Source organism: Asticcacaulis solisilvae (assembly GCF_017875235.1).
Taxonomy (GTDB): Bacteria; Pseudomonadota; Alphaproteobacteria; order Caulobacterales; family Caulobacteraceae; genus Asticcacaulis; species Asticcacaulis solisilvae_A.
Map to the genome: position 1 here is coordinate 398,995 of NZ_JAGGMI010000003.1, position 26,130 is coordinate 425,124.

Consider the following 26,130-nt stretch of genomic DNA (forward strand, 5'->3'; position numbering starts at 1 on the left):
TTTGTCCGGCGCCTTGGTGTGTGAAACCCCGACGCGGGAGGAGGTCAGCTCGGATCGGGCTCGGCAATAACGACCTGCAAGTCATCCAGAACGGCAGCCAGACCAGGCGCGGCGATCAGTTTGCGCACGCGGCCAGCCTTCAGCTTCGAAATCGCGCGGTCATAAATCGCAAGGTTCGTGTGACCGTTGAGGCGGGACGGATAGATGATCCCGTCGGGCCTTGAACTATGCTGATGGAAGGCCACGGACCACTTACGGCCGAGAGTTTGCCGCGATGCCTTTGCGACGTCGGTCGGCACGCCCATGACAATGGCTGCGTCGTCGCGCAGGTCAACAAGCGTCAGCGGCGCGGTCGTCTCGATCTCCGCATAGTGACGATCGTAGAAGTCCGACATCGGAATGGTCAGCTCTCCGATAAGGCCGTCACGTCGGTCACGAAGATAGGCTTCCAGGAAGCAAACCTTCACTGTCTCGCCGAGATAGAGGACGCCAAAACGGTTGACCGGAGTGAGACGACGCGGATCGCTGAAGCGGCTGGGCGTCTTGCCGTAGCCGAGCGGATCCGGAAAACGGGCAAGATAGATCCGGCCGAACGTTTGCCCGGCCGGTATCGTATGAAGTCTCAGCTGTGCCCGGCCGAAGTCTGCGGGCGGCGTGACGGGCGACATTTATGAGAAATCTCGTCCGTCGCCATCCGCTGCCGCGAGAACCTTTTCCGTCAGGCCGCGTTGCAACGCTTCGCGTCCCGTCAAACCATCGAGAGCGCCATGCACCTGGACCATGAAGCGATAGACTCCCCACGGCCCCCCCAGAAGGTCGTGGAGCTGGGGCAGGACCGCGTAGGGTTTACCGTCGGCGCCAACCTGCCACTCCGGGAACCGGAAGCCGCGCTTCGCGCCATCGAGCCCGAGCACCTTGTTCTCCTGGCGCCAGGTGTTGACGGTCACGCGTGTCGTGCCAAGCATCTCTGAGAAGGCTTCGGCGTTCAGCATTTCGGCGCCGGCGAGAATCTCCGCGACCCGCACGCGTCCCCGTTCGCGCGCCGCTGACAGTGCCTGCTGAAGCTCCGGACTTAGCTCCCCCACTTCCTCGACTGCAGGCGCATTTACGTGGACCGGCTCGGGGATGAGCGACGTCATTCCGGCCGCGTCGATATCCAGGACGATGCGCGTCGGCTGTCCAGCCTCGGCGGCGAGTTTCACGGCATCTGCGATCTTCTTGGCGATGGCCAGGCTATAACGCTTCCGGGTGAAGCCACGGAGGGGTTGACCCTTCAGCGCCTCGACCTTTTCCTTTATCTTGGCGGCACGGCTCTTACCCTTGAGCGACGGGACGCCTTTTGTGGCGGCATTGTCGAGGAGGGCGGTCGCCGGCGATGCCCTCCTACCGGACTTCGTGGTCTCACGCGCTGGACCTTGACTTATCTTCTGGCTTGACGTCGGCATGGTCTGAACTCCTGTCGTCACTATGACAAAGTTGGATAAATCCGTCAAGTTCGTTAAGTCGTGTGCTTAGGACACCATCGCGGCATAGCAAGGCCTGCATTCGTACCCAGTCCATCCTTGGCAAGCGGTTCGATGACCTCAATCACATGCGAAATCTCGCCCCGCCGGTCCGGTCCGCAAGGGCAAGCCTCCTCCACTGCGTTACGGCCGCTACGCGGTGCGGGCCGGTCCCTGAGGCGGGGACAGGGATACGCATGATTGCGGTCGAGACCGCAAGCCCAAGGGGATGAGCCCCAAGGGTTCGAATGGAGACCATGCCATGTCCACTGCAGCTTTCACCACCCTCGTCGCCAATGTCGGCCGTATCAACGCCACCCGCACCTTCAACGATGATCGCCAACTCGCCTCCTTCTCGGTCGCCGTCAGCCGCCGCTTCAAGTCGAAAGGCGAGCAGGTCGAGGAAACCGACTGGTACGAAATCAAGGCCAACGCCCCGCACCTGATCACGATGATCGAGCAGCACATCAAGAAAGGCGACCAGCTGATCATCACCGGTGCCCAGTCGCATCGTAGCTTTGAGAAGAACGACGGCTCGAACGGTTTCTCGGTGGAGATTTTCGCCCACGATATCCGCTTCAACATCTCGAAGAAAGCCGACAACACCGCGGACGCGGCCGAGGAAGAACCCGCCTTCTGATAATCGAGGCCCCCGGCTTCGGTCGGGGGTTTTGCTTTTATGGGAGCTGCCAATGTCAACCGATCCAGGACCGGACAACGATGCCATTTTCGACGATGAGGCCTATGCCCGGGACATGCGGGGCTACTGGTCGTGGCTAGAGCGCCAGCCGGACACCGTCGAGTATCTTGCAAATCTGGCCGAGGGGCGAAATCTGGACCGGATGGAGGACGAAGGCGTCGCTTTGGCCAAACGAAAAGGCGGAGGCGGCCAGTTGCAAGATCCACGGTGAGCGGGTAAATACCGGCCATCCAGGGTCGCTGCCTCATATCTGCAGCTCAATAAGTACCGCTCGGTCCATGTGATCGAGAGCCGAACGATCCGAACCAACGGATTGCCGCTGTTCAGTTCCACGCAACGCGTGCGTGGGGCGGGATATTCGGCATGTCGGTCCCCTGAAGCTCCCGTCTCCTTTCTTTTCCTGCGGACCAGAAAAGGAGTGTCAAATGAAGAAACTGAACATCACCCGTCGCGTTCGCCGCACCTTCCACAAAGTGCTGGTGCGCGTTCGCATCCTGAAGCCAAGGCGCGCGGAAGTGCTCAACGGCGGCATGCGCACAATTGCGTCGCGTGCGGCGGGCTTTCAGGCGACCAGGGGCATGACCGACGCAAAAGCCAAGCTCGGACGGGCCCACTGCTTTGAGATCGGCAAGCCGCATCTACTGGCGCGTTTCCTGGCCGACGTCAGGCAATTGATCCGGCGCGGCGATGTCAGGATCAGCCTGAATGGTCGCGTATATAGCCCGGTCTGACGAGGTGTTGCCGATGCGTCGCGTAACGCCCAATTGATCCCGCCCTGCCTCGGCTTGGTGTAGCCTCATTTGGCACGGGGCAGGGAATGGCGTCTGACGGCGATAAACGGCAACCTCTCATAGCGGTCCATGAGCGCGGCGGTCTGGTGTTCGGACTGCGCGAGGGTAAGCTCGTGTCTATCAACGACGTCGAGAGCGGCCTGGCCTGCAACTGCGTCTGTCCGAACCCGTTATGCGGCGACCGTCTGGTGGCGCACAAAGGCCAGAAGCTCGCCTACCATTTCAAGCATCACAACCGGACGGACTGCAAGACCGGCTTCGAGACCGGCCTGCACATGCTTGCGAAAGACGCCTTGGCAGAGGCACTGGAATTTCGTCTCCCGCCCTATACCCGTGGGATCGGCCTGAAGCGCGAGGAGATCATCGGCGAGCGGATGATGAAATTCGACCGGGCGGAGCTGGAGAAGCGGACAGGGCGCCTGGTCCCCGACGTCATACTCTATGTCGACGGGCGGCCTCTGCTGGTCGAACTGGTAGTGACCCATTGGTGCGACCAGACGAAGATCGACATGATGAAGGTCGGTGACCTGAGCTGCGTCGAGGTCAATCTTGGTCCCTACCGCGACATCTGGGACATGGAGAGCCTGCGCGAGATCGTCGTCACAAAGGCCCGGCGAAGCTGGCTCAACAACAGGTATGCCGAGGACAAGGCCGACCGGATTGCAGCTGAGCGGAAGGCAAAGCACGACCAGCGGGTGGCACTTCACGTTGACAGGCTGAAGCGTTTCTACGCGTCCGTTGAAGACCGGGCCGACATCGAGGTCAGGTTCACCGATACCAGCTCTCTGAAGGCCCTTGAACTTGGCAGGGGTATCGGCCTTGAGGTGCCAGGCGATACCTGCTTTCCGGACCGGGTCGGCTGGCAGAAGCGCATTGTCGAGGGTCTGGTGCGCGAAGGTGCCGGCGCCTTTGGTGGCGGCATTCAGTTCAAGACCATCTTCGGCTGGGTGAAGGCCCTGGTCGATCGAAACTTCCCGGAATGGCCGCCCAAGGAGATCCGCGACGAGGTGTTCGCACAGGTGCCGGAGTTCAAATCGTCCTGGGATGTGGTCCGCGCTTACATGGAGAGGCTCGTCGACCTCCGGTTCGCAACGACCTTCCAAAATCGATGGGCCTTGAGTGAGCGGCTCCGGCAACGGATCGGCCAGGAACGAAAGCAAATCAGTCTGCGCGAGGGGCGTCAGGCCAAAATCTCGGGACTGGTTCACGATATTCTTGACCTGGTGCCCGAGGGCGAGAAGCGCGGCTTCGATTATGAAGCCTGGCTCGACGTTCCGTGCGAGTTGGGCCTGACACCGCGAGAGGTTATCGACGAAGACTGCATCATCGAGGCGCATGGGTTTCCCCAGGTCCAGGACAACGAATCCTATTGCGACCTGAAGACGGGCATCGAACGCGTCCACAAGATGCTGACACGTCGCGGCCGTATCGTCGATGACCTGTTCAACCTGCCCGTTGAGAGGCGCATCCCGGACATCCTGGCGGCCGAGGCATTCAAAGCGGAACAGGCGGAGCAGGCGCGTATCCAAAGGGAAATTGAAGTCGGCCTCGCCAGGCAACAGCGATTGATGGATACGCTGAAGACCCGTCATCCCGGCTACGATATCGCGGCCCTGATCGGAGACCGGCGCATCAACGGGTTGCCCGCCCTGGAGGCCGTTCGCGCTGACGAAGGTGTCTACCAGCGGGTGCTGAATGCTTTGGACCAGGAGCTGGAGACACTGGAGGACGAGGCGCGACGACGCTTCGAGGAGGCGGAGCGGAAACGCAAGGTCGAGGTCCTGAAGGCCCAGCTTCTGCAACGCTGCGACGGATTGATGGAGCCACAGCAAGCGCGGCTTTTCCTCACCAGCACCCATCCAGGCTATGGCGGCCGTCCGATCGAGAATTGCGTGGATCAGGCCAGTTTCGACGAGTTGTGGCGGACGGTCTCGAAGCTGTCGAGCCTGGGAAAGTCAGCGCGGCGACGATAGGTTTTTTGGCGTGACCGGGCACCGTCGCAGAGGGAAGGCGAGGGCGATCCCCTTCGGGGCCGGGCTCTTCGCAAGTCAGCCCCGCTTCGCAGGTCTTCGCGCTGCGCGCCTCGATCCCTATCGCGCTGGGGCACCTCCTTTGCCCGAACGACGGCCGGCCGGGACGCGTGTAGGCTTGAGGTCCTCTCGCCGGGCGAAATGTCGTGCATCGATATTGCCTTTCCATTATGACTTGTCGCAAGCCGTACGCGCGGCCCGGGTCGTAGAAAACCCAAGTAGTGCTGGTTGATGTCGGCCATTCCGACACGATCCTCCTTTGACTATGCGGTCGGGGAGCCTGTGGCGTATGCAACAGGCCTCGGCTAAAGGTCACAGGGACCGTGCACTGCCGGTTTTCTAACTCCCCGATCACCAGGATCAGAGGAGGCTCAATGCGGGGGCGTACCGCAGACCGGCCTCTCCGGGGATCACGGCTATGCCTTTCGGGGACTCACCCATCAAGCGCGAGGCGGGCGACGTGGACCGGCATATCGGCGCGCGCCTGCGTGGCCGCCGGACGATGCTGGGCATGTCGATCGAGTCCGTCGCGGTGGCGCTGGGTCTCGCTGCGGACGTTTACGAAAGATACGAGTCGGGCAGCGAACGCATTCCGGCTTCGGTCCTTTTCGAGGTGTCCAAGGTGTTGCGCGTCGCCGTTCGGTTCGTGTTCGATCGCTACGTCCCGGCGGCGGACGCGGCCAAGCTTTGGGCGGATCATCCCCTCGTACCCAGGACGGTGCCTTGATCAAAGGCAGACCAGGTTGTCAGGCCGGCTTCGACTCGTGGGCCGCCTTCATTTGGTAAAGTCGCTCGGGCGGATAGGTATCAACATCCGAATCGACGAGGCCGTGATGGTTGCGGCAGAGCAGAATGAGGTTCTCATAGGCGCGGCATTCCTCGTCGGTCTGGTTGGGGTCGAACCTCGGGCCGCGCGCGGTGGGGGAGCGGATGTGGCAGATATTGGCCATGGCGGTCTTGCCCTCATAAATGTCCTGGCCGCAGCCGTCGAACGCGCATTTATTCCTCGAATGGCTGTGAAGACGATTGGATACCGAGCGCAGAATAGGCTTGCGGTGCCGCGCCACTGACGAGGAAGCACCAGACTTCTTCCCGGTCTGCGCATCGCGGTCGCCATCGTCTGGGTCGCCAAAGGTGCCCTCGCGAACATAGTCGAGAGTCGGATCGGCGGAGAGATACATGGGAAAGTTCGTGGTCCTGAACACGGGTCTGGCGATGTGCTGGACCTTGCGGTCGTACATCACGATCACTTCTGGGTCGACTAGATCCGCCATCGGAACCGTGGCGACGAGCCGCAGCTTATTTCCATCGGATCGCAGATCAAGTTCCGAATTTGGTATCGTGACGGCAGGCCGTGGCCTCCCATGCCCCTTCTCCGAGACGGCGAGGGTGACGAGGGAATGGTCGTAGCCAGGCCTGACGCAAACCTCGATCGTCGCCACGCTCAGATGGTCGCGGAAGCGGACCAGCTGGGCCTTGGGCAGGGCGTAAAACCAAAATCCTGCTGAACCGAACTCCGATCGTAACCCATATCGCGTGACGAGATCCTCCAGCGAGCTGTGGAAGTCGGGCAACCCCTTCAAGTCGAGTTGAGCCGCGGAGTAGTCCCAGATGTCGTTATTCTGCTGCCCGAAAAACTGGAGTCGGTTCACGACGGGCCTATTCATCTCGCCCTGGTAAACGTCGCGCGTTAGGTCCGGTACATGCTGCGGCCCGCCGCCTTTTAGAAACCGGTAGGCGTGACCTTCGAGCGCGATTTCGCCGCTGTGGAGTTGTTCGATCAGGTCTGCAGGCGTCGTCTTCGTCTTGCCGAGATTGAAACGTCCTGCACGCACAGAGTCGAGATCGACCATCGGTAACGGCGCGCGGGCTGGAAGCGGATTGAAGTCCAGCCGGGCACGCAGAAGATTCCATATGCCGTCGCGCTTGACGCCTATGTAGCTTAGCCAGGCGTGCTCCATATTCCGGTCTTCGGTCGGCAGCTCACCGAAGAATTGCTCGACGCGGAGATCGCAGTCCGGATGCCTGTCGAAAGTGTCCATGTTCCCCTGGTCGGCTGTAGAGCGGCTTTCGCGATGGTCTACCCGGCTGACATCACAGTCAACCGACAATACCAGTCCAAGATGGAGTGGCGAGCTGGTCGCTCGCCACAGTCTCTTCAGCCTCATTGACCGCCGAGCGTACCAGATCACCCTGCGTGTCAACGGGCAAGCCGTTTCCCTCGCCTTCGGGCCAAAGGCCCTTCATCTCGGTGACACGCCGGGGCCCGATCTGATCCGCGGCGCGCGTCAATGACGCATCCGAGGAGATCATCATCATGTATACGGAACATCACACAGTCGCTCTGCCCTACGAACTCGATCCGAGGTTCGAGGAACTCTTCGACCTGGTCGAGGCCTTGGAAGCCAAGTGGGCAGCCGAGCGAGAGCAAGACCAGGACTGAATATCATTGTCGGCGCTGCCCGGTTCAAACGGGCGGCGCCTTTTTACTTTGCCTCGCTCCCGATCTGGTAACCTGTAGGCCGGCGCCTAGAGGTGCGATCGGGCTCTGCACAATGGCTGGAGCCAGGGTGATGGAACGGCGCCGGCCCGAGGGGAGACGCCCCAACAGGGGAGCCCTTTCGGACCCGAAAGGGCGCGAGGCACAGACCTAGATTTGCCCGGTCAAACTGGATGGCGGCAGGACCATTGCGGCAGGCCAGGACATTCCCGGGACCGACGATGGACAACAACCGATCGATCAGAAATGACCGTGTTTTTATGCACACCTTACGCCCAGCCGGCGGCGCAGATAGGTAATTGAATTAATTAGGAAAATGCACCCCAAACTATAGGCGTCAAAATAGACGCCTAGAAAGTGCCTGCCGTGCGCCGATTTTGCTTTTCTCAGCGATAACAATGACCTAAAGATTGTAACTAGGCGTCACATCTGACGCCTATAGGAGACGCCGGCCATGCCGAACAAGGACTACAATCGCAATGCCCGGTTCCAGCTGCGCATCGATCCGCGCACCCTGGAGAGCATCCGCCGTAAAGCGGACGCGCGCGGTCTGCCGCTCAACCAGTACATCGCGGAGATACTGGAGCGTGAAGCGGACGACACCAGCGCGTATCATCTTCAGATGGCGGCGAAGCAAAGCTTCATGGCCAATGCCATGCTCAACATGATCGCGTCGCGTCTCCTGCCAGGTGACACCCGCAAGGACGTCACGCGCGCAATCGGTGAACAGGCGAACCGACTCTTCGGCGCCAATCCCGACATTCCCGACGCGATCCTCGCGCGCACAAATGGTGACGACGACGCATTCGTTTCTGACCTTTTTTCGGTCTTCGAACGATATGCTCAGAGCCGCTGGAAAATCAAGGCTGAATAGGTGCTAAGTCATTGATTTTATGTTATACTTTTAGCCTCTCAACAGGTTGAAATTATAGGTGAAATCGGTGATGGACATTGGCGTGACGGCGCAGAAGAAGCGCCCTGAAAACAGCGCGGGCAGCGCGTGGCTTCGCGGCGGTCAAACGCTCGCACATACCTACGACATGATCATGGAGCTGTGGGGGAAGCTGCGGTGGATGCTGCTGTTGTGGGCCGCGTTGTGCTGGGGCATCGCAAGCAACGCGGCGCCAGACGACGATCAGATATATGCCGGCCTACACGTCGTCGCGTGGATCTACCGTACCTTCGGATCGCCCTTTCCGCAGACCTTGAGCGTTCCAGACGGTGAAGGCATCAGGCACGTCGTCACAGCGGCGACGTACGACACGATCCCTTTCATCAAGCTCTCGGTCGATCGCTACTTCGCCTACATGTGGAAAGGCGTCTGGCTGTGGCTCTTCGGTTCGGTCTGCATGGTGGCCTGGCTGTCCTATGCCTTCATCCGGTCCGGCATCCAGAAGCTCGAAAGCCACGACATTCGGGGACAGCAGATCGTCCCGCTCCATGTTCTTGTCGCGCTCATCCGGCGATACAATCTGGCAAAGGCGCGTGAGGTCAATCATGACACCTTGACGGCGCTCGGTCTGCCCAGGGCGGCGACCCGTGCGGACAGCCTCCACGGCGCCTACATGAAGCTCCGGCGTTTTTTAGACGGTGTCGCCCGCATGATCACCGGCGCCCGGATGGCGACGACGACACAGCGCGGCGGCGTCCCGGACGCGGAGAGCCGCGTCGCCGATGGAGACCGCTACGGGCGCCTGCTGACGGAGCTGCGCGCGAACTCGGACGCGCCGCATGTCCTCATCGACGACGAGCGTTGGGAAGAGGAGCGGCTGACGGATCACGAGACCGACCTGTTGGCCGTCGTGAAACAGGAGGCGGCCGGCAAGGGACTGCCGTTCTGCACCACCCCGCGCGGCTTTGTTCGACCCGCGCTCGCTCGCATACCGTACCCCGTAAAGGCGGAGTATGAGCACACCCTGATCGTCGGCGGCACGGGCTCAGGCAAGTCCGTCGCAATCCACGGGCTGATCGACACGATCAAGGCGCGCGGCGACAGTGCGATCATCTACGATCCCGAGGGCGAGTTCATCCGCGCGCATTATCGCGAAGGCATCGACCTCATCTTCAACCCGTTCGATGCGCGCAGCGTGGACTGGTCGCCCTATATGGACCTGAGCGACCTGACGCACTGGCAGTCGAGCGCGGCTGATCTGTATCCTGACCCAAAGACGGGCGATCCCTATTGGACCATCGCGACCCGCTCGATCTATTCCTACGCGGGCTGGTTGCTCGGCACGACGATGCGGGCACGTCACGGCCGTAACCCAACCATCAACGAATTGCTGAACCTCCTGGTGGGGCCGCATGATCGCCTCTATGCGCACCTGAAGGATACGCCGGCGGCGAACACCCTGGGCGAAAAGGCGGGGCCACGGTCGGACAGCTTGCGCAGCGTTCTGATCACCGGCGCGGAACGTCTGAGCCATCTGCTCGGCACCAAAGAGAACTTCTCCATACGCCAGTGGATCAACGATCCGAACCAGAAGGGATTCCTCTTTCTGAGCGCGCCCGAAGACCTGGCCACAACGATCAAGCCGATCCTCGCGCACCTCTCGTCGCTTACCATCACCGCGCTCCTGTCGCGCGACCCTGACCAATCGAAGAAGACGACCTGGATCGTGCTCGACGAGTTCACCTCGCTCGGCAAGATGGACAGCCTGGCGGACAGCCCGGCGCGCCTGCGCAAGTTCGGAGGGTGCATGGTGATCGGCATGCAGCAGGTCAGCCAGATCGAGGAGATCTATGGCGAGCCGAAGGCGCGATCCATCGTCGGGCAGCTGCGCAACAAGCTCATCCTGGCGTGCAACGATCCGCGCACCGGCGAGTTCATGAGCGACCTCATCGGCAAGCGCGAGGTGCGCCGGATCGAGGAGACGACTTCGTACGGCGCGAACAACATCCGCGACGGCGTCGGCCTGTCGCCGAAAGATACGGTCGAGCCGATCGCCATGCCGGAACAGATTCAGCGCCTCGCGACCCGTACGGGCTATGTCATGTTCAGCCCTGGACAGCAGGGCACGTCCTTCCCCGTGTCGCTGGTCACCTATCCCTATGTGATGCGCCCGTCGCTCGCACCGTCGTTCGTTTCGCACAACCGGCGCAATCCCATCGAGATCCATTATCTTCAATCGGTCGCCGCGCGCGATGAAGCGCTTGGCGGCTTGATGGCGCCTGGTGCGCAACCCTTGTCGGCGACCGGCGACGGTCAGCACGCCCTGGACAAAGAGGCGACGCATCACGACCTGGCGGACCTAGCGCCGTTGGAAACCGATGCGGTGCGCTCGGCACCCCACCAGGCGCTGGTAGAAGAGGGCAGCGTAACCGCCTTGACACCGCAGGATGCCAAGGACGCGGCCGCCATACTGAAGCCGGCCGATCCAGGCGACATCCTCGACGCGCTCAACGACCTCGTCAACGGTCCGGGCCTCGGTGAGATCTGACGATGCTGAGCGTGTCTCGTATAGGCTCTCCGGGCGCTGCCGCCGCGTACTACACGCGCGAAGACCATCTGTCGCTGGGCCCTGGCGAGCCCGGCGCTGTCGACACGATCACGATTGTCGACCCCGATGGCGTCCTCATCGACTATTACATGCTCCCAGAAGACGACGGCCAGACCAGGCTCTATTGGGCAGGTGAGGGTGCAGAATATCTTGGCCTTGAGGGCGAGGTGGATGAAAGCGAGCTGCGCGCGGTTCTTTACGGCATCAATCCCGACGCAGACGGCGAAGCGATCAGCAAACGCGAAGGCGCGCTCCGAAAGGCGGCCGACGAGAAAGGTGCCGAAGCGTCCGGTACTCCAGAGATCGAAGCTGGGACCGGTAGCGATCCGGCCAACGAAGAAGCCCAGGCGCGCGACGCGGAAGGCAAAGGCGGGTGGAGTACGCTGTCGCTCGACGAACGTATCGCGCTGGCGGTGCAAAGCAGCGACAAGCATGTGGCGGGATGGGACCTGACATTCAGCGCGCCGAAGTCCGTATCAATCGTCGCGCTGGACGTTGAAGGCGACGAACGCCTTCAAGATGCGCATCGTCAGGCGGTCGACGTGGCGCTCGGCTATGTCGAAAAGCACTTTTCGGTCTATCGGATACGGGAGGGACATGGCGAACGCCGCGAAGAGATCGCCGGCAATCTGTTGATGGCGCGCACCACCCACATGACGTCGCGCGCCGGCGATCCGAACCTTCACGACCACGTCCTCGTGATGAACGCTGTTCGAGACGAGGACGGAACCTGGCGTGCGCTGGAAAGCGAACACATCTTCAAGCATATGAAGCTGGCCGGCGGGGTATACCAGGCCGAGCTTCGCAACCTCGCGCGCGAACTCGGCCATGACGTCCGCGACGGCGACACGCTCAATACATTCGAGCTGTCAGAGGTTCCTGCCGACGCGATCCTGGCGCATTCCAGGCGCCACGCGCAGATCGAGGCCAATCGCAACGAAATGGAAGCGGCGAAGGGGCGCTCGCTCTCCAAGGCCGAAGACGAGGCCGCCGTCCTGAAGGACAGGCCCGCCAAATCAGACAGGTCGCTCGAGGAACTGCGCGCCGGGTGGAGCGCGATCAACGACGACGCGGCATTCAGCGCCGGCGATGTCGCGCGCGGAGCCCTGGCGCGCGAGACGGGCAGGGACAGGTCATTTGCCAGCCCGCCGCCGTTTCTGGACATGATCGATGCGGTGAAGGATTTCTTCCGCGGCACGTCGGCCGCCTTCGCAAAGCCGCTCGACGCGCTCAATTACGGCAAGGAGGCTGCCTTCCACACCACGACCGTGGCGACGCAGCACGATATGCTCTATCGCGCTCTGGTCGCCAACGGCAATCGACTGCGCCTGGATGAATATATCGACACCGGCTTCTTCGACCGGGATGACTTCCAACGCGCCGATAAGACGGTGCTCGCCGGCGTGACGACCGACGACATTGTTGATCGGGAGCGCGGGATCAACCGCCATATAGAAAACCGCCAAGGCAGGGCGCATGGCCTGGCGCCGGACCTCGTAGCCGAAGCCTTGCGCCCGGACGCGCTGCGGGCCCGCGGCATGACGGTCGCGCTCACGCCGGATCAGCTCGGCGCGGTGCAGACATCGCTCTCCTCCAACGACGGTGTGGTGGCGATCCAGGGCTTTGCTGGCACCGGCAAGACGACGGCCTTCGAGACGATGGAAGCAACGCTCGCCGCCGTGCAGGCCATGACCAGCGCGCAGTCCTGGCTCGGCGCTGGAGCCAAGGTGACCATGCTCTTCCAGGACCAGGCAAGGGCGGATGCGTTTGGCGAGGCGAGGGCGCAGGGGCTGAAGGGCGCGGCGCCAACCCATGCCGCCGTAAAAGAACTTGCCGACAAGAACATCGAGTCCGACACGCTTTCGGCCATGCTGTCGCGCTATGCGTTCGCGCGCGACGAGGCGCCCGGCTACATGCGCACCCTTCGCCAGGATCTGAAGGGCTCGACCCTTATCGTCGACGAGGCGTCGATGCTTGGAAACCGTCAATTGGAAACGCTCTTCCAGATGCAGTCCGACCTGAAGATCGACAAGGTTATCCTGTCGGGCGACGTCCGCCAGATCGCGGCCCTGCAGGCAGGCGCACCCTTCAAGATGGGCATGGACCACAATCCGGCCATGGCCCGGGCCGACCTGACGACGATCATGCGGCAGAACGAAAACCCGACCCTGAAGGAAGCCGTCATCGCCTTCGCCGAGGGCAAGTCCGCCGAAGCCATGCGACGGCTGGAACCGTTCATCCACGAAACCGGGCGCGGCGCCGGCGATGACGCGCTGGCGGCCAAGGCGCACGAACTGTGGCGCGACAGTGAGGGGCAGGCCAAGGTCGTCGTTGACACAAACGCCATGCGCGGCCGGATGAACGGGCTCATTCGTGCGGACCTGGTCGCCGCCAGTGTTGTCGCGCGCGACGCCTTCACCCAACCCACCTTTCGAGACGCCGGCCTTTCCAATCACGAGAAGATGGTCAGCCGCCTCTACGAAAAGGGTGAGGTCCTGTTCTTCTTCGGCGACGTGGGACGGTTCAAGGCGGGCGAATCCCTGGAGATCGACGCGCTGAACCATAAGCGCAATCTGATCCTCGGCACGACCCGCGACGGAAATGGGGCTAAGCTGGACCTCGCCCAGCATCAAAAGGGGCGCGACCTGCCGTTCGGCGTCTATTGGCGGACCGAAACCGAGTTCGCCACCGGCGACAAAGTCTTGTTCAACCGGACGGACAAGGAGCGGGGCATCCGGACGAACGACGAGTTCGTCATCAGGGGTTGGGACAAGGACCAGGTCCGCCTGCGCAACAAGGATGGCGGTGAAGATCTGTCAGTGCCGCGAAACGATCCGCAGCTCGAATTCATGACATATGCTTACGCGGTGACGGCCGACAAGGCGCAGGGCAAGTCGTTCGACCGCGTCATAGCGGTCTTGAAATCCATAGGGCAGGGCGATTTCGTCAACCATGCCCGCGCCTACATAATGGCGTCCCGCGCCAAATCCGATTTCGACCTTGTGACCGACAGCTTCCGCGACCTTATGCGGAAGGTCACCGAGCACGATGGCATCAACCTTATCGGTCTCGACAACCTGTTCGGAGGCCGGCCGAAGGCCGGCAAGGCCCTGGATCTCCCCATCGGTGCCGCGAAGGACGAGCCGGGCAACCGCTACAGCACCGACGGCAGCAAGGACATTGGCGACAAGGTCAAGGCCATGGAGCGGCCGCAACCCGAACGCGGCATGTAACCCCCATATCAAACTCAGAACGGAAAGAGAGGCAAAATGCCTGGATATATGATTTGCGGCGAATGTCAGCCGCCGAACTTGGATGAGGCGGCGATGCAGGACCTGCTTCGCCGACACTACACTGACTTCAAGGGCCAGCCTGCGCTCTGCCTATGCACAGACGTCCGCTCGCGCATGTATATTGCGCGCCTGGCCGACCAGTTCGTGCTCAAGCGGTGGCCGGGGAGCGGCCATGAGCATGCCGTCGATTGCGACCGTTACGAGCCGCCGCTCGAAGCTTCCGGTCTCGGGCGGTTGATGGGCTCAGCCATCCGGGAAGAGCGTTGACCGGCGACGTCGAGTTGCGGCTGGGCTTCCCTCTGAAGAAACAACCAAGGAATAGCGCGGCGCCGGCCGAGGCTCACCCTGAAGACACGACCGAGGACGTCCAGGATGGGAAGGTTTCGTCTTCCCGCGCCGGCTTCCGCGCCATTCTTCATTATCTATGGGACCAGGCCGAGTTGACGCACTGGAAGCCCGGGATGAAAGGTAAGCGTAACTGGTGGGTCATCCGTAGCCGGCTGCTGGGCGCGGCGGCGCGCATGACCGCCAAGGGAATGCGGCTGAACCGGCGACTCTTCATTCCCGAACCGTTCAAAGTAGAGGCCAAGGACGAAATCCGCTTGCGCCGCCGGGCCTTGCTGCAAACCGTCGCCAGCCACAAGGCCGCCCGGGAATTGATGATGTTCCTGGTTGAGGTCAAGGAAATCGCGCCGTCGACCTACGGCTACAAGGTGATTGCGAAAAACGTTCCCGACGATCCGCTCTACATGTCCGAGGAGCTTTACGGCACGATCCGCCGCCGCTTCGAGACGGAGCTTGAGATGTTCTCCAGGACCGAAGGGCACGGCCACCTACTTGCTTTCGGCACCCTATCGGTCAAACCCAGCGGAATCGTAACGATCGAAGACCTGACGCTCATGGCGACGACGGCCGAATGGATTCCGGTCTGCGACGAAACCGAGGCCGTGATCGTCGACTATTCGGTCGCGACCGGCCGCGCCTTCGTCAAGCCCCTGAAATACAACATGGGGCCGGGCAGGGCGCTCGCGGCCGTTCTCTTTACCGACAGCCCCGAAAAGCCGACCGCCTTCTACGTGGTCCGGCCGGACGAGACCGAAACGCTGATCAAAGCGCGAGAAGAATTGCTGCAGAGCGCGGCCACCCTTCCAGTCCTGTGGCGCCTGGCTGACGATCCGATACCCAGCTCAGTGATCGACGGAATTCCGACCGTCGGTCGACGGACGGTAGCCGCCGCCTCTTAAGCGAAAGGTCCGTATTGACTCCTGCGGTAATCGAGAACACATATAGAACGTGTTTCCGTGGAGAGTATCATGCAGCCACTTCGGTTCAGGGTGAAAAGCGTCGACGGCGATATCCGCGCCGAAATCGAGCGCGAAGTCTGTCCGTCCGTCGGGCAGTCCCTGCTTGTCTTCGACTACCCATACGTGGCCAGGTTTGTCGTTGAGCAGCTGGAGCCGAGGAAAGACGTTCTGCCGTTCGATCTGCTGGAACCGGCAACGATCGTCCTGCGCAGGGCGGAAGTCATCGAGCAGTCGAACCGTGCCAAGCGCGGTATCGGTATCGACCTGGCGAATGACCTTGTGGCGCGGGTCGAAAAGATTGGCGAACTTGCCCGAACCTACATCACTGAAAAGCTGGCCCTCGAAATCTGCCATGCGGATCTTGTTGAGCTGTGCGCCGGCAGCGGTCTGACGTCAGACATAGCGTCCATCGACCTGTTCCTTTTCCGGGGCATTCCCATGACGGTGGGCGAGCGGGATTGCGACTGGAATGCGTATACGGCCTTCTGTGGCTTCAACGACGATATGTGCGTGCTCTACGTCACCCTGCCGGGTGGCCAGCCATTCGTCATGGAACCGCGCTACCTTGAGCTGATGCGCAAGATCGGCCGCGGCGAAGTCATGGAAGACGAAGCGGTCGAGGATGTCTGCCTCGGCCTGGTCGAGAAGGGGCTCCCGATCACCGACACGGTTCTGCAACGGATCAAGAATGCGGTATCCCTGGCGGTCGAAGGGATTATGCCGCCCTACGATGCAGCCCAGGAGCTGGTGCGCGTAACACAGCCAGCGCATTGTTCAGAGGCGTTGGCCGATACGACAGTGCAATGCGGTTCTAGATAAAGCAGTTGTTCCAGTAGCTGAGTAGAGTGAGCGTATGTGTGGACGTTATGGCGGCCCCAAAGAACATGAGGTCTTTTCCGGCTATCTGGCGGTTCCGCCGCCGTTTCGAAATCTGAAATTACAAGAGACGGAGATGTTGGCGGCGAGAACCGTCCAAGTGTATGCCCGAAATCAGGCCGGCGAACACGTATTGAAGGAGATGCGGTGGGGATTGATCCCGCCTAGCCATGTCTTGGCGCCGGAACTTTACGACGGCAACACCTTCCACGCCCGGCTTGAAACCGTACATGAAAAGCCTGCCTACCGGGAGGCGTGGCTCAAGAAACGGCGCTGCCTGTTTCCGATGGCGCACTTCCAACAAAAGGTCAAAGCGGGTTCCGACTTATTTGGCCGGACGGACAAGACGGTGAAGCTGAACATCACCCGCGCCGATGACAGGCCGATGGGCGTGGCAGGCATCTACAGCGCCATCAAAACGCCGGCGGGCCTTGTCCTGTCGGTCGCCATGCTGACGCGGGCGCCCGGGCCGCGCATGTTAAAGATACATGACCGCGAACCGGTCGTGATCGAGCCCGAGCAGTTTTCCGCCTGGCTCGACGGGGAGGACGATATCGGTCTGGCCGAGCCTTGGGCGGACAATGCCTTCGACTACAAACTGGTTGCTTAGAACAGATCGAGCTGGGGTTTTGGCGTAGGCGCAAAGGCCGGATGGCGCGGTTCAGCCCATGGAGGGTCGAATTTCTGGCCTCGTGCGACCACCTGTAAAGTGCCATTCGCCAAAGGTCTCTGCAGGTCGAGTGCGTCATCGACATCGGCGGAGAGCCAGTAGTCTATGGACGCCGGCGTGCGCAGGATCACCGGCATGGCCTTTGGATGGAAGGTACCGACATCCTTATTCGCCTCCGTTGTCAGAAAGGCATAGAGATCGTCGGTCGATTCACCTTCGGACACTTTCCGCACGCTCGTCCAACTGGGAAGCCATATGCCGGCAAAGAAAAAGAGTGGCCGGTCTTCGGTCAAGGCGAACCATATATTTTCCTTCGATCCGCTGGCCTGATCAGGCTCGCAAAACGAAGTTACCGGTACGACGCAGCGGTTTTCGACGTCCAGCCATTGCCGCCAATGCCAAGAATCCGTTTCCCGGACATTCGTGACCCCATTGTCGTAGTTTTTCCCTTCGAGCGCCTTCGCACTCTTCGGCATCCCCCATCGCGACAGGGCGAGTTCGCGGCCATCGAGGGTATTGCGGACGATTGGTGCATATTCGTTTGGAAATACGTCAGGATGACTGCCGAGATTGTCCGCGTTGACGGCGACGCGCAAATACCTGGCAAACTCACGGATCGCTTCTTTGTTCGACGTCATGGAATAGAGATTGCACATGGCGTCGCCTGTAAGCGTGGTCTGAAGCGCCTATCATCAAGTAATTCAAGGGTCGGGTCAAATGAACCGTGCATTTGGCGCTCAAGGGTGCCGCACGTTCCCAAACCTTAGCCAAAGCGCTTCTTCCACGCCTTCTTTTGATCGGCATAGCCGGAATTGGCTTCGGCGGCTCGCCACTTGTCGTAAAAAATTCTGGCGCTCTCCGCTTTCACGGGATCGCCCGTACCGCGATCAAGGGCGGCATGGCCGTGCTCGGCATCATACTTCTTTCCGCCCTTGTAATTGGCGTAGCGCCGGGCACGCGTATATCCCATCTGCAGAAACTTTCGCGCCATGTCGGCGCCCACGAAGTCCCCATCTTTCAGATAGGTCTCGAAGCGTTCGAAGATCGCAGTACTGGAGGCTTCAGCTATATCCGGCGTCTTGAAACGCCAGAGTGGCACCAGCTCGCTCTTATAAGGCTCGACAATCAAGACGCCCTGTTCCCCTTTGCCGACCTGATAAGCCTCGGGATGCTTACGATAGTCAATGTCCGGCTTCCAGGCATAGCTGGCCTTGTCGAAGTCCAGATAGGAGGGCTTCTGCGTCGAGTCAGGCATCGCTGATCTCGATCCAGGTTGGCGCATGGTCCGATGTCTTCTCCCAGCCGCGGACCTCCCGATCCACGCCCGCCTGGCGCAGTCGCGGAGCCAGCACCGGGCTGCACAAAAGGTGGTCGATCCGCAGGCCGGAATTGCGTTCCCAGCGATTCCGGAAATAGTCCCAGTAGGTGAAAATCTGCGCGTCGGGATGCAGGTGACGCAGGCTATCTGTCCAGCCTTGCGCAACCAGGTTCGCATAGGCTGCCTTGCTTTCTGGCTGGAAAAGAGCGTCGCGAACCCAGCTCTTGGGGTTCAAGGCGTCCAGGTCGGTTGGAATGACGTTGTAGTCGCCGGCCAAAACGACCGGTATATCCGCTGCAAGCAGCTCTTCAGCATGCGCCTGCAACCGCGCAAACCAGGCCAGCTTGTAGTCAAATTTCGGGCCGGGTATCGGATTTCCGTTGGGCAGGTAAAGACATCCGACGAGAACCCCGTTGACGGCAGCCTCGATATAACGGCTCTGACTGTCGTTCTCATCACCCGGCAAACCTCGGCGGGTTTCGTGCGGTTCACCGTCGCGGCTTAGGATCGCAACGCCGTTCCAGCTTTTTTGACCAAGCCAGATGGCGCCATAGCCAGCCTTCTCCAATTCCTTCCGGGGAAATTTGTCGTCGGTCGCCTTAAGCTCTTGCAGGCACACCACGTCAGGCTGCGTCTCTTCGAGCCAGCGAAGGAGGACGGCAAAATGCGAATGGATCCCGTTGATGTTGTAGGTGGCGATTTTCATTGGAATCCAAGCGTGAAGCTAAGGGAAGTACGTTCGTTCACTTCGGATCGATCTTTAGCGCTTTGAGGATTTCGGGTCTGATCTGCTGCCTGACTTCAAAATAGTCCGCCCAAGGATCGGCTTTCTGTTTGTCCAGCCTCTTGACGATCGTCTCGATATTATAGTCGCTCGGCCTCAGCTTCGGGCTGAGTTCTTTCCAGAAGAGGGGAGTAGAAACGCCGGCGCCGGAACGGGCTCGCACAGAAAACGCCGACGCAGCGGTCGACGTCAGATCGTTACGCAGATAGTCCACGAAGATCCGGCCCTTGCGCTTGGCCTTGCTCATATTGGCGATGAAGCGCATTGGGCTGTCCTGCGCCATCGACTCCGCGATCGCCTTGGTAAAGGCCTTGATTGCCGGCCAACCATATTTGCGCTCAATCGGCACCACGACGTGAAGACCTTTTCCGCCGGTCGTTTTCAGAAAGCTTTCCAGGCCAAGCTCCGTCATACGATCGCGGATTTCCGCCGCACCGTCGGTGACGCTTTCCCACGGCGCTTCCGGATCGGGATCGAGATCAAAGATCATGCGGTCGGGGAGAGTAGGCCGGTCAGCCCGACTGCCCCAGGGATGGAATTCGATACCGCCCCATTGGACCAGAGACAGAAGGCCAAGTCGGTCCTCGATCTGCATATATTCTTCGGTCCGGTCCTTCACAGGCACGTCGACGGCCTTGACGTTGTGCAGGCCGCCGCGTTCCGGCAGGTGGCGCTGGAAGAATTGCTGGCCGTCGACATTCTCCGGCACGCGCACGAGCGACAATGGCCGGTGGGCGACATGCGGCAGGATGCGCTCGGCGACGCTCGCGTAATAGCGGGCCAGTTCGAGTTTGGTGACACCGAGTGCTGGGAACACGACGCGGTTCGGATGCGATATGCCGATGCCTGAAACATCGATCCGATCGGAACTTTTGAGCGGTGCAGCCGGGTGCCGAGCTTTTGCAGGTTTTGCGGGCTCGGTAGTTACCTCGGCCGCTGCGGCCCTGACGGCTGTCGCGACGGGCAACGCCGTGTCGCGGGCTATCGCCTTCGCCGGCTTGTCTTCACGAAGACCTTGGAACGACGGATGACGCAGCCGCCCTTCCGGCGTCCACTCGGTAAATTCGACTTCGCAGACGAGCTTCGGCTCGATCCACGTACCTTTACCGACATCGGGCGGCAGCTTGCTGAAGGGCTTCGGGATCACCTTAATCTGGTCAAGCTTCTTACGAATTTCCCGGAGGGTGTCGTCATTGAAGCCTGTGCCGACCTTGCCGGCAAACTTTAACGTCGGGCCGTCGTAATAGCCCAACAGCAAAGATCGAAAACCTCGACCAACGTGGCTGGACTCGGTAAATCCAACGACGACAAATTCCTGGCGCTTATGGCATTTGACCTTCAGCCAGGCCTTACCGCGTTTGCCGGAATAGGGTGAGTCCACGCGCTTCGAGATGATGCCTTCCATGTCGAGGCTGCACAGGTGCGGCAGGAAGTTGGCGTTTTCTTGGAAGTGTTCGCTGTAGATGACGTGGTTGCCGAAATCGACGCCTGAGAAGAGAGCCTCCAGCTTGGCTTTACGCTGCAGCAGGGTTTGCCGGGAAACGTCCTCGCCGTTCAGAACGAGGAGATCGAAGACGTAATATTGCAGTTCGTCGCTACGGCCGGCCGTCAGTTCAGCCTTGAGCCGTGAAAAGCTCGACGCGCCGTGTTCATTGAGAGCGACGATCTCACCGTCGAGAATGGCATTGTCGACCTTGAACGCTTTCAGGCGCCGGGCGATATCGCGATACTTCGACGTCCAGTCGAGGCCGGACCTTGAATACATGGTGACCTGCCCGCCATCGATGACGGTTAGGGTGCGGTAGCCATCGAACTTGACCTCGTGCACCCAGTCCGGCCCTTCAGGCACGGCATCGGCCAGTGTAGCCAGTTCAAGATCTCGGAACTGCAGGTTTGCCTTGGCGGTCTTCGCCGGCGAGGGTTTTGCCGAACGAGGCCGGTAGGTGAGGTCGTCCATGGTCAGCCGGCCTTTCTTGCAGTCGCGGCTTTTGGCTTTGCTTTAGCGGTTGACTTAGGCTTGGACTTATCCGGGCTGTCATTGGCGGCGGCCGGTTCCTTCAAGCTGGCGCGTAGCGCGTCCATCAAGTTGACGACCTTGGCTGTCGGGCGCTCCTCAGGAATGACGGGTTCGCGGTTTTCGATACGGGAATCGACCAATTCCTTCAGCGCGTCGGTATAGCGGTCGTGGAACTCTTCCGGGACGAACTCGCCAATTTTGCGCTTGATCAACTGGGTCGCCAGATCTTTTTCGTCGGCATCGACCTTCGCTTCCTTGATGTCACCGAAAACGTAGCCGCTTTTCTTGATCTCGTCGGCATAGTGCAGGGTCTCAAGAAGCAGGCCAGGCCCACACGGTTTCACGGCGCACAAGCGCTCGCTGCCGGAGATAACGATCTGGCCCAGCCCCATCACCTTGGCCTCACGCATGGCATCGCGGATAACCGCGAATGTGGCCAGGTCGCCCTTGCCTGATGGTGCTAGATAGTAGGGGGTGTCGAAATATACGGCGTCGACCGCGTCGTAAGGGACGAAGCGCACGAGTTCCATTGTCTTGCTGGACGGGATCTTCAAGTCCTTGATCTCGTCGGGATCGAACAGGACGTATTCGCCCTTGTCGACCTCATAGCCTTTCACGATATCGGCGCGGTCAACTTCGACGTCGCCGGCTACGAGCTTTTGTCGGACCCGCTCGCCGGTGGGCTTGTAAATCTGGTGGAAGGCGATCTTGCCCTTGGCGTCGATCGCCGTGAACATGTCGACGGTCAATGAAACGAGCGACACGCGAATGGTGCCGCTCCAATAAGGACGTACTGCCATAACTAGCCTCGAATTTTGCGAGGTGAATACCGACTCAAACGGCTAGCAAACCGGCAGTAAGTTTTCAGTCCGGAAAGGACTAAACCTGCGCGGAAACCTGCGAAATCAAATTCCCGCCCTTATGTTGTATAGCTTCATTGGGCTTTATGGGCCGCACGAGCCGATCACCCCAACACGATCAAACGCCTAGTCGAGTATATCTGCTGCGGAGTTTGTTCTGAATCTCCTCAAAATACCCAAGGTCGCCGGGGCTCGCCGAAAGTACAACATCACATTGTTGTCGTTGGTTGCTGGCGACCGGGGCCAACAGGGCCTGCAACCGGCCGGCTTCCTGGTTGCCGTTGACCGCGACGAGCGCCGCTTTCGCGGCCCAGTCGGCCGTGGCCAGGCATTCAATGACACGCCGCTGCTCCGACTCGACGGGTTCGACGTGCAAATTGCGGACGACATTCAGCCTCGACAAAGCGGCAATAGTCCGTCCCAGCAAGCGTGGCCAATCATGGCCTTCGCGAATATATGCCGGAAGGACCTCTCGTTCCCGAGCGGCGCCGCCGATGGGTTGCGCGTGGTCGAGGATGACTTGAAGCAGTAGCCTGGCGCGAACGGTCTCAGACGTCGAGATTGTCTCGACCGTACGTGAACGGCACCGCTTTTCGAAGGCCGTCACGGCGTCCTGGATTTTCTTTGCCGTCAAAAGACCCTGATTTTTCCGGGCCTCTTGTTTCGGCGTTCGTGGAACGTCCGGCGGCTGGTCAGGGAGGACCTCGGCATCTTGGTCAGTGGGTTCCGTGGTCTCGATGTTGGCCAGGGTTTGACGCGCAAGCTCTGCTTCCTCGGCCGCGTCCAGATCCTCGCCGACCAGATTGATCAATTGGTTCAAGCAGTCGGCAAGGTACGACCCTGCGCGTCCCAGCGATCCCAAGTAAGGGCTCTCGATCACGCCGGCGAGGCGAGCCTCCGTCCTGGCGCGCACAAATTCGTCGTAAGGCAGCACCCGTGATTGCGGACCGGCCGCCTGGTCGCCTGAGACAACTCGGAGCCGGGTTAGATCCGCTGCTTCTTCCGCTTGGTCCGATAGGTCGAGTTGCTCCAGCTCATTCAGGATTTCGAGAAGACTGAGGTCGGCATCTTCAGCGGTCTGCAAGGCGTCTATCAGTTTACCCTTGCGACCGCCTTGGGACGGCAATGTCGAGGCCTCCAGCGTATCCAGATCGATCACCGAAACCGGTGCTGAAACGGCACCGTTGGGAAATTGGACGAGGCCGTACCGAGGGCGGGCGCTCTCCGGTTCAACCACCCAGGGACCGGTTGATGCAGAGGGCTGATCCTCCTGCCGAAACAAGAGCGCGTCGTCACGGTCGTACAACGCGATCTTTGCTTCGAGATAGTCCGGCCCGACCGGCGGTCTCCATGTCAGGACGCGGTCGAGAATGACCAATCGCCCACCATCGAGAGCGGTCGAAGACGATATATCGATGGACAGAGCATTCGAGAGGGGGGCCATGTCAGCCGGCACCAGTGGGAAGTCTTCGTAACCCGCGAGGCCGAGGATCTCAAACGCCGTACCCGCCGGAAGCCGCCGGTAAATTCCGGCCTCAGCATTTCCACTGGCGGCCCTTCGCCCAAGGAGAGCGGCAAACGTACAGTTCATGCTGCCCGAAATCACATGATCCCATGATTTGCCTTGGGCGATGATCAGCTTGGCATGCAGGAAGCGCGTGCCGAGAAATTTCCCGCCCTTGAAGGCTTTCAGATCGAAGAGTTTTGTTCCTGCGACACGGTCCAAGGCCTCGATCGGAAAAGGTTGGCCGGCGGTGGAGAGAATATGGATAGGCGGGTTAGCCATGGCGCCGCGAAGCCGGACTAGCCCTTCCAGTCCTGCGTCCCAGTAGGGCGACACGACGGTCAGTCGCTCGATCTCGTCGGATGCAATCAGGGTTTCAATTTGGTCGACGATTGTCCTGTCGGGCTCATCCATAAGCAGGCTCAGCTCGGCGCTCTCATGGCGCTCTGACGAAATCACCGCTTGCCGCAGCCAAGGCGTGTTTTTTAACAGCCTGTCGATGGCCATTTCAAAGCCGGGGAAATTCGCGGGGGCATAGCTGCGAATATAGTCCAAGGCGGCGGCGAACAGCCCCGCGGTCTCCGGCTCGTCCTCACCCCATTCGATTGTGGTGACCAGCTCCTTGTTACCTGCCAGGCCGAGAGCCGTCAGGTTGGCGGAGCCGACCATTAATCGGCCTTTGCTTTTGCCGACCAGCATCGCGATTTTGGGATGGAATGCCTGGGGCGCGTCGACCGGAATGAGGTGATAGGAGCTGCCAGCAAAGCGAGGGGGGCCGAATTCCGAAGAGGCTTGATTGGCCATGACGCGATCGGCAAGGACGAGGATATTCCGGCATCCGGCGCCCCTCAAGCGCGGCAACGGAATGTCCTCGAACGCCAATGATCCGAAAGCGAATGTGGTTAGAAATGCAGAATGGAATCCGCTCTGGCCGAAGGCGTCATAATATTTCACGACGGCGCCAACTCCCTCTGTCCAAAGGCGGTGAGCCCTCGTTCGTCGATGAGCTTTGCATCCGACAGGAAATTTAAGGCCTGGTCCAATCGCGGGCTGCTGGGAGAGAGGGTGATGTCGTCCCGGTATCGAAGGAGCCCGTCAGCCGGTTCCATCAGGTAGGTATAGGCTCTTTGGTTCCTGAATTTCCGCGAGGCGACCCAGAGGTGTCGTTTGATAACCCGGTCGCGGATGATGAGGGTCCCCACGGCTTCGGCCGATGCTTGCGAATGTGCAGCGAGGAATTTCAGTTCGCTACGCAGGGATTGAAAGTAATCCGCCGCCGGCAGCACGTCGTCGATCAAGGTTTGGAGATCTGTGGCTCGCCTGACGAGCTTCGCTATCAGCGCAAAAGCGGATGAGACCTGGTCGCCCAAATTGCCATCCGCTTTCGCCTGGACCATGCCGGCATAGAGTTGGCGTACAGGCTTCTCCGCACTTCCATCCATGCAGAATTGAGACCAGCTTAGGTCGTTCGGCAAAGACGCGGACTGGACGAGTTGTGTGACAAGGGCTCCCAGCGACAAATGCCTGGACGGTTCTATTGCCAGGAGCTTGAGCCCTGCATCCATTATGTACTCGTACGCCAACCTCAGGAGATCGGATAGCTGATACAGGGTCCAGAGGCTCTGGACGCGACCCTCGTTTCCGGGTTCGGCTTCCGCTTCGAGCCATGTCCATTTCGCGTCGTCGGCTCGCGGCTTCGCGCCTCTGCTTGCGGTCAGCTGCAGCAGCATTTTCATTGTGTCGCGGCGGCGCAAGTCGGCGCCTGAACCGTCTGGAGAGAGACCTAGCAAAAGCTGGATCAGCAGCCGGCATTCCGCGCCCTCTGGATTTAAGGCGCCGGGCTTGAGGCGCCCCAACGCATCTAGTGTCGCCATGGACACCTTGCCGCTGGCGACCGCATCGAGAATGGTCTCTGAGGCGTCTCCCAGGATTTCCGCGAAGGCCTTGGCTAAAGCGAGACCACGCTCCGTGCAAACCGGCACAGGGTTTTCAGTTGTGCCCAATAGGACAAGTCCGATGTCTTGCATTTGGGTCGAATAAATTGCCCCAAAGGCTCCGGCCTTGTTTTTCAGGTAACGGTCGCCGCTGGTGTCTGGGTGTGCCCCATCCGCAAAGGCAATCTCAACATTCGGATCGCCGGCCCCTTGGATTTTTGCAACCTGCTTTTGTGCCCATTCAATACCCGTAACCCCAGTCTCATAGGGCCCGCGAGCAGCTATCAATGCGTAGAGAAGTTCGCAGCGCCGATGGAATATCCGGAATTCCTGCGGATCGGTGTTCCCAATTTTTGACGCGTAGGCTTCGAGCATCCAGCAAAAAAAGGAGTAGTACCTGAGGCGCAGCGTGATGGTGCTGATTCCAGGAATTAAGGCCTGATAGATCACTTCGATCGGGCGCTGCATGCCGAGCGGGTCAAGTCCACCTTCTTGTCCAAGTTCCGTCCATTCAGGTACGGCGGCCACGCCTCCATCCATTTAGCTC

At 60.4% G+C, this 26,130-nt stretch carries 23 protein-coding genes; 13 read left to right on the forward strand and 10 right to left on the reverse strand.

What is annotated here, in order from left to right; genetic code table 11:
- Positions 1–44: 44 nt before the first annotated feature.
- Together J2X24_RS08270 and J2X24_RS08275 are read right to left on the reverse strand one after the other, a co-directional pair.
- Complete coding sequence (locus tag J2X24_RS08270; protein WP_209719348.1) at positions 45–668, reverse strand: RES family NAD+ phosphorylase; 624 nt, start codon at positions 666–668, stop codon at positions 45–47.
- Positions 669–1,445: a hypothetical protein gene (locus J2X24_RS08275; RefSeq protein ID WP_209719351.1), complete on the reverse strand. Its 777-nt coding sequence runs from the start codon at positions 1,443–1,445 to the stop codon at positions 669–671. It abuts the gene before it with no gap.
- Between the two features lie 319 nt (positions 1,446–1,764).
- On the opposite strand from J2X24_RS08275, the gene J2X24_RS08280 reads away from it, so the two are divergent.
- The 5 genes from J2X24_RS08280 to J2X24_RS08300 all read left to right on the forward strand — a co-directional run bounded on the left by J2X24_RS08280 (position 1,765) and on the right by J2X24_RS08300 (position 5,750).
- Positions 1,765–2,142: a single-stranded DNA-binding protein gene (locus tag J2X24_RS08280; RefSeq protein ID WP_209719354.1), complete on the forward strand. Its 378-nt coding sequence runs from the start codon at positions 1,765–1,767 to the stop codon at positions 2,140–2,142.
- A 52-nt stretch (positions 2,143–2,194) separates the two neighbouring features.
- Positions 2,195–2,413: a hypothetical protein gene (locus J2X24_RS08285; RefSeq protein ID WP_209719356.1), complete on the forward strand. Its 219-nt coding sequence runs from the start codon at positions 2,195–2,197 to the stop codon at positions 2,411–2,413.
- Between the two features lie 214 nt (positions 2,414–2,627).
- Positions 2,628–2,933 (forward strand): hypothetical protein, encoded by a 306-nt coding sequence (locus tag J2X24_RS08290; protein WP_209719358.1) that lies wholly within the window; start codon positions 2,628–2,630, stop codon positions 2,931–2,933.
- Positions 2,934–3,019: 86 nt separating this feature from the next.
- Positions 3,020–4,966, forward strand: a complete 1,947-nt coding sequence (locus tag J2X24_RS08295) for a hypothetical protein (RefSeq protein WP_209719361.1) — start codon at positions 3,020–3,022, stop codon at positions 4,964–4,966.
- 475 nt (positions 4,967–5,441) lie between these two features.
- Positions 5,442–5,750 carry a helix-turn-helix domain-containing protein gene (locus J2X24_RS08300; protein ID WP_209719365.1) on the forward strand — a complete coding sequence of 103 codons (309 nt, stop codon included), beginning with the start codon at positions 5,442–5,444 and terminating at the stop codon, positions 5,748–5,750.
- A gap of 19 nt (positions 5,751–5,769) precedes the next feature.
- On the opposite strand, the gene J2X24_RS08305 is transcribed toward J2X24_RS08300, so the two are convergent.
- Positions 5,770–7,065: a hypothetical protein gene (locus J2X24_RS08305; protein ID WP_209719368.1), complete on the reverse strand. Its 1,296-nt coding sequence runs from the start codon at positions 7,063–7,065 to the stop codon at positions 5,770–5,772.
- 275 nt (positions 7,066–7,340) lie between these two features.
- Here J2X24_RS08305 and J2X24_RS22740 point away from each other — a divergent pair, with 275 nt between their 5' ends.
- From J2X24_RS22740 to J2X24_RS08340, 8 genes are all read left to right on the forward strand, one after another.
- A complete protein-coding gene (locus J2X24_RS22740) occupies positions 7,341–7,466 on the forward strand; it encodes a hypothetical protein (RefSeq protein WP_281064933.1) in 126 nt (41 codons plus the stop codon).
- 511 nt (positions 7,467–7,977) lie between these two features.
- On the forward strand, positions 7,978–8,397 hold the full coding sequence (locus J2X24_RS08310; protein WP_209719371.1) for a toxin-antitoxin system HicB family antitoxin: 420 nt from the start codon (positions 7,978–7,980) through the stop codon (positions 8,395–8,397).
- Between the two features lie 58 nt (positions 8,398–8,455).
- The gene (locus J2X24_RS08315; RefSeq protein WP_209719375.1) at positions 8,456–10,963 is read left to right on the forward strand and encodes a type IV secretion system DNA-binding domain-containing protein; all 2,508 of its coding nucleotides are present in this window, start codon (positions 8,456–8,458) and stop codon (positions 10,961–10,963) included.
- A 2-nt stretch (positions 10,964–10,965) separates the two neighbouring features.
- Positions 10,966–14,256, forward strand: a complete 3,291-nt coding sequence (mobF, locus tag J2X24_RS08320; protein ID WP_209719378.1) for a MobF family relaxase — start codon at positions 10,966–10,968, stop codon at positions 14,254–14,256.
- A 36-nt stretch (positions 14,257–14,292) separates the two neighbouring features.
- Positions 14,293–14,583 (forward strand): DUF1173 family protein, encoded by a 291-nt coding sequence (locus J2X24_RS22745; protein ID WP_209719381.1) that lies wholly within the window; start codon positions 14,293–14,295, stop codon positions 14,581–14,583.
- The gene (locus J2X24_RS08330) at positions 14,580–15,560 is read left to right on the forward strand and encodes a DUF1173 family protein (RefSeq protein WP_209719385.1); all 981 of its coding nucleotides are present in this window, start codon (positions 14,580–14,582) and stop codon (positions 15,558–15,560) included. The genes J2X24_RS22745 and J2X24_RS08330 overlap by 4 nt, the downstream gene beginning before the upstream one ends.
- A 69-nt stretch (positions 15,561–15,629) precedes the next feature.
- Complete coding sequence (locus tag J2X24_RS08335; RefSeq protein ID WP_209719387.1) at positions 15,630–16,439, forward strand: hypothetical protein; 810 nt, start codon at positions 15,630–15,632, stop codon at positions 16,437–16,439.
- A 34-nt stretch (positions 16,440–16,473) separates the two neighbouring features.
- Positions 16,474–17,106: an SOS response-associated peptidase gene (locus J2X24_RS08340; protein WP_209719390.1), complete on the forward strand. Its 633-nt coding sequence runs from the start codon at positions 16,474–16,476 to the stop codon at positions 17,104–17,106.
- Here the strand turns inward: J2X24_RS08340 and J2X24_RS08345 are convergent.
- From J2X24_RS08345 to J2X24_RS08375, 7 genes are all read right to left on the reverse strand, one after another.
- Entirely contained in the window at positions 17,103–17,822 is a 720-nt protein-coding gene (locus tag J2X24_RS08345; protein WP_209719392.1) for an SOS response-associated peptidase, read from the reverse strand. The genes J2X24_RS08340 and J2X24_RS08345 overlap by 4 nt on opposite strands.
- Before the next feature lie 107 nt (positions 17,823–17,929).
- Positions 17,930–18,421 (reverse strand): DUF4385 domain-containing protein, encoded by a 492-nt coding sequence (locus tag J2X24_RS08350; RefSeq protein ID WP_209719395.1) that lies wholly within the window; start codon positions 18,419–18,421, stop codon positions 17,930–17,932.
- Positions 18,414–19,190, reverse strand: coding sequence for an exodeoxyribonuclease III (xth, locus tag J2X24_RS08355; protein WP_209719398.1), 777 nt, complete (start codon positions 19,188–19,190; stop codon positions 18,414–18,416). The genes J2X24_RS08350 and xth overlap by 8 nt, the downstream gene beginning before the upstream one ends.
- A 37-nt stretch (positions 19,191–19,227) precedes the next feature.
- Positions 19,228–21,225: a DNA ligase D gene (ligD, locus tag J2X24_RS08360; RefSeq protein ID WP_209719401.1), complete on the reverse strand. Its 1,998-nt coding sequence runs from the start codon at positions 21,223–21,225 to the stop codon at positions 19,228–19,230.
- A gap of 2 nt (positions 21,226–21,227) precedes the next feature.
- The gene (ku, locus tag J2X24_RS08365) at positions 21,228–22,085 is read right to left on the reverse strand and encodes a non-homologous end joining protein Ku (protein ID WP_209719404.1); all 858 of its coding nucleotides are present in this window, start codon (positions 22,083–22,085) and stop codon (positions 21,228–21,230) included.
- A gap of 178 nt (positions 22,086–22,263) precedes the next feature.
- A complete protein-coding gene (locus J2X24_RS08370) occupies positions 22,264–24,603 on the reverse strand; it encodes a phospholipase D-like domain-containing protein (protein WP_209719407.1) in 2,340 nt (779 codons plus the stop codon).
- Positions 24,600–26,111, reverse strand: coding sequence for a hypothetical protein (locus J2X24_RS08375; RefSeq protein ID WP_209719410.1), 1,512 nt, complete (start codon positions 26,109–26,111; stop codon positions 24,600–24,602). Before J2X24_RS08375 ends, J2X24_RS08370 begins: the two co-directional genes overlap by 4 nt.
- Between the last annotated feature and the right edge of the window lie 19 nt (positions 26,112–26,130).

Excerpts from the sequence above, each read along its gene's own strand:
- J2X24_RS08275 (WP_209719351.1), bottom strand. The coding sequence starts at position 1,445 with ATGCCGACGTCAAGCCAGAAGATAAGTCAAGGTCCAGCGCGTGAGACC.
- J2X24_RS08310 (WP_209719371.1), top strand. The coding sequence starts at position 7,978 with ATGCCGAACAAGGACTACAATCGCAATGCCCGGTTCCAGCTGCGCATC.
- J2X24_RS08285 (WP_209719356.1), top strand. The coding sequence starts at position 2,195 with ATGTCAACCGATCCAGGACCGGACAACGATGCCATTTTCGACGATGAG.
- J2X24_RS08335 (WP_209719387.1), top strand. The coding sequence starts at position 15,630 with ATGCAGCCACTTCGGTTCAGGGTGAAAAGCGTCGACGGCGATATCCGC.
- xth (WP_209719398.1), bottom strand. The coding sequence starts at position 19,190 with ATGAAAATCGCCACCTACAACATCAACGGGATCCATTCGCATTTTGCC.
- J2X24_RS08350 (WP_209719395.1), bottom strand. The coding sequence starts at position 18,421 with ATGCCTGACTCGACGCAGAAGCCCTCCTATCTGGACTTCGACAAGGCC.
- J2X24_RS08300 (WP_209719365.1), top strand. The coding sequence starts at position 5,442 with ATGCCTTTCGGGGACTCACCCATCAAGCGCGAGGCGGGCGACGTGGAC.
- J2X24_RS08345 (WP_209719392.1), bottom strand. The coding sequence starts at position 17,822 with ATGTGCAATCTCTATTCCATGACGTCGAACAAAGAAGCGATCCGTGAG.
- ligD (WP_209719401.1), bottom strand. The coding sequence starts at position 21,225 with ATGGACGACCTCACCTACCGGCCTCGTTCGGCAAAACCCTCGCCGGCG.
- J2X24_RS08270 (WP_209719348.1), bottom strand. The coding sequence starts at position 668 with ATGTCGCCCGTCACGCCGCCCGCAGACTTCGGCCGGGCACAGCTGAGA.
- J2X24_RS22740 (WP_281064933.1), top strand. The coding sequence starts at position 7,341 with ATGTATACGGAACATCACACAGTCGCTCTGCCCTACGAACTCGATCCG.
- J2X24_RS08340 (WP_209719390.1), top strand. The coding sequence starts at position 16,474 with ATGTGTGGACGTTATGGCGGCCCCAAAGAACATGAGGTCTTTTCCGGC.
- J2X24_RS08290 (WP_209719358.1), top strand. The coding sequence starts at position 2,628 with ATGAAGAAACTGAACATCACCCGTCGCGTTCGCCGCACCTTCCACAAA.
- mobF (WP_209719378.1), top strand. The coding sequence starts at position 10,966 with ATGCTGAGCGTGTCTCGTATAGGCTCTCCGGGCGCTGCCGCCGCGTAC.
- ku (WP_209719404.1), bottom strand. The coding sequence starts at position 22,085 with ATGGCAGTACGTCCTTATTGGAGCGGCACCATTCGCGTGTCGCTCGTT.
- J2X24_RS08295 (WP_209719361.1), top strand. The coding sequence starts at position 3,020 with ATGGCGTCTGACGGCGATAAACGGCAACCTCTCATAGCGGTCCATGAG.
- J2X24_RS08305 (WP_209719368.1), bottom strand. The coding sequence starts at position 7,065 with ATGGACACTTTCGACAGGCATCCGGACTGCGATCTCCGCGTCGAGCAA.
- J2X24_RS08280 (WP_209719354.1), top strand. The coding sequence starts at position 1,765 with ATGTCCACTGCAGCTTTCACCACCCTCGTCGCCAATGTCGGCCGTATC.
- J2X24_RS22745 (WP_209719381.1), top strand. The coding sequence starts at position 14,293 with ATGCCTGGATATATGATTTGCGGCGAATGTCAGCCGCCGAACTTGGAT.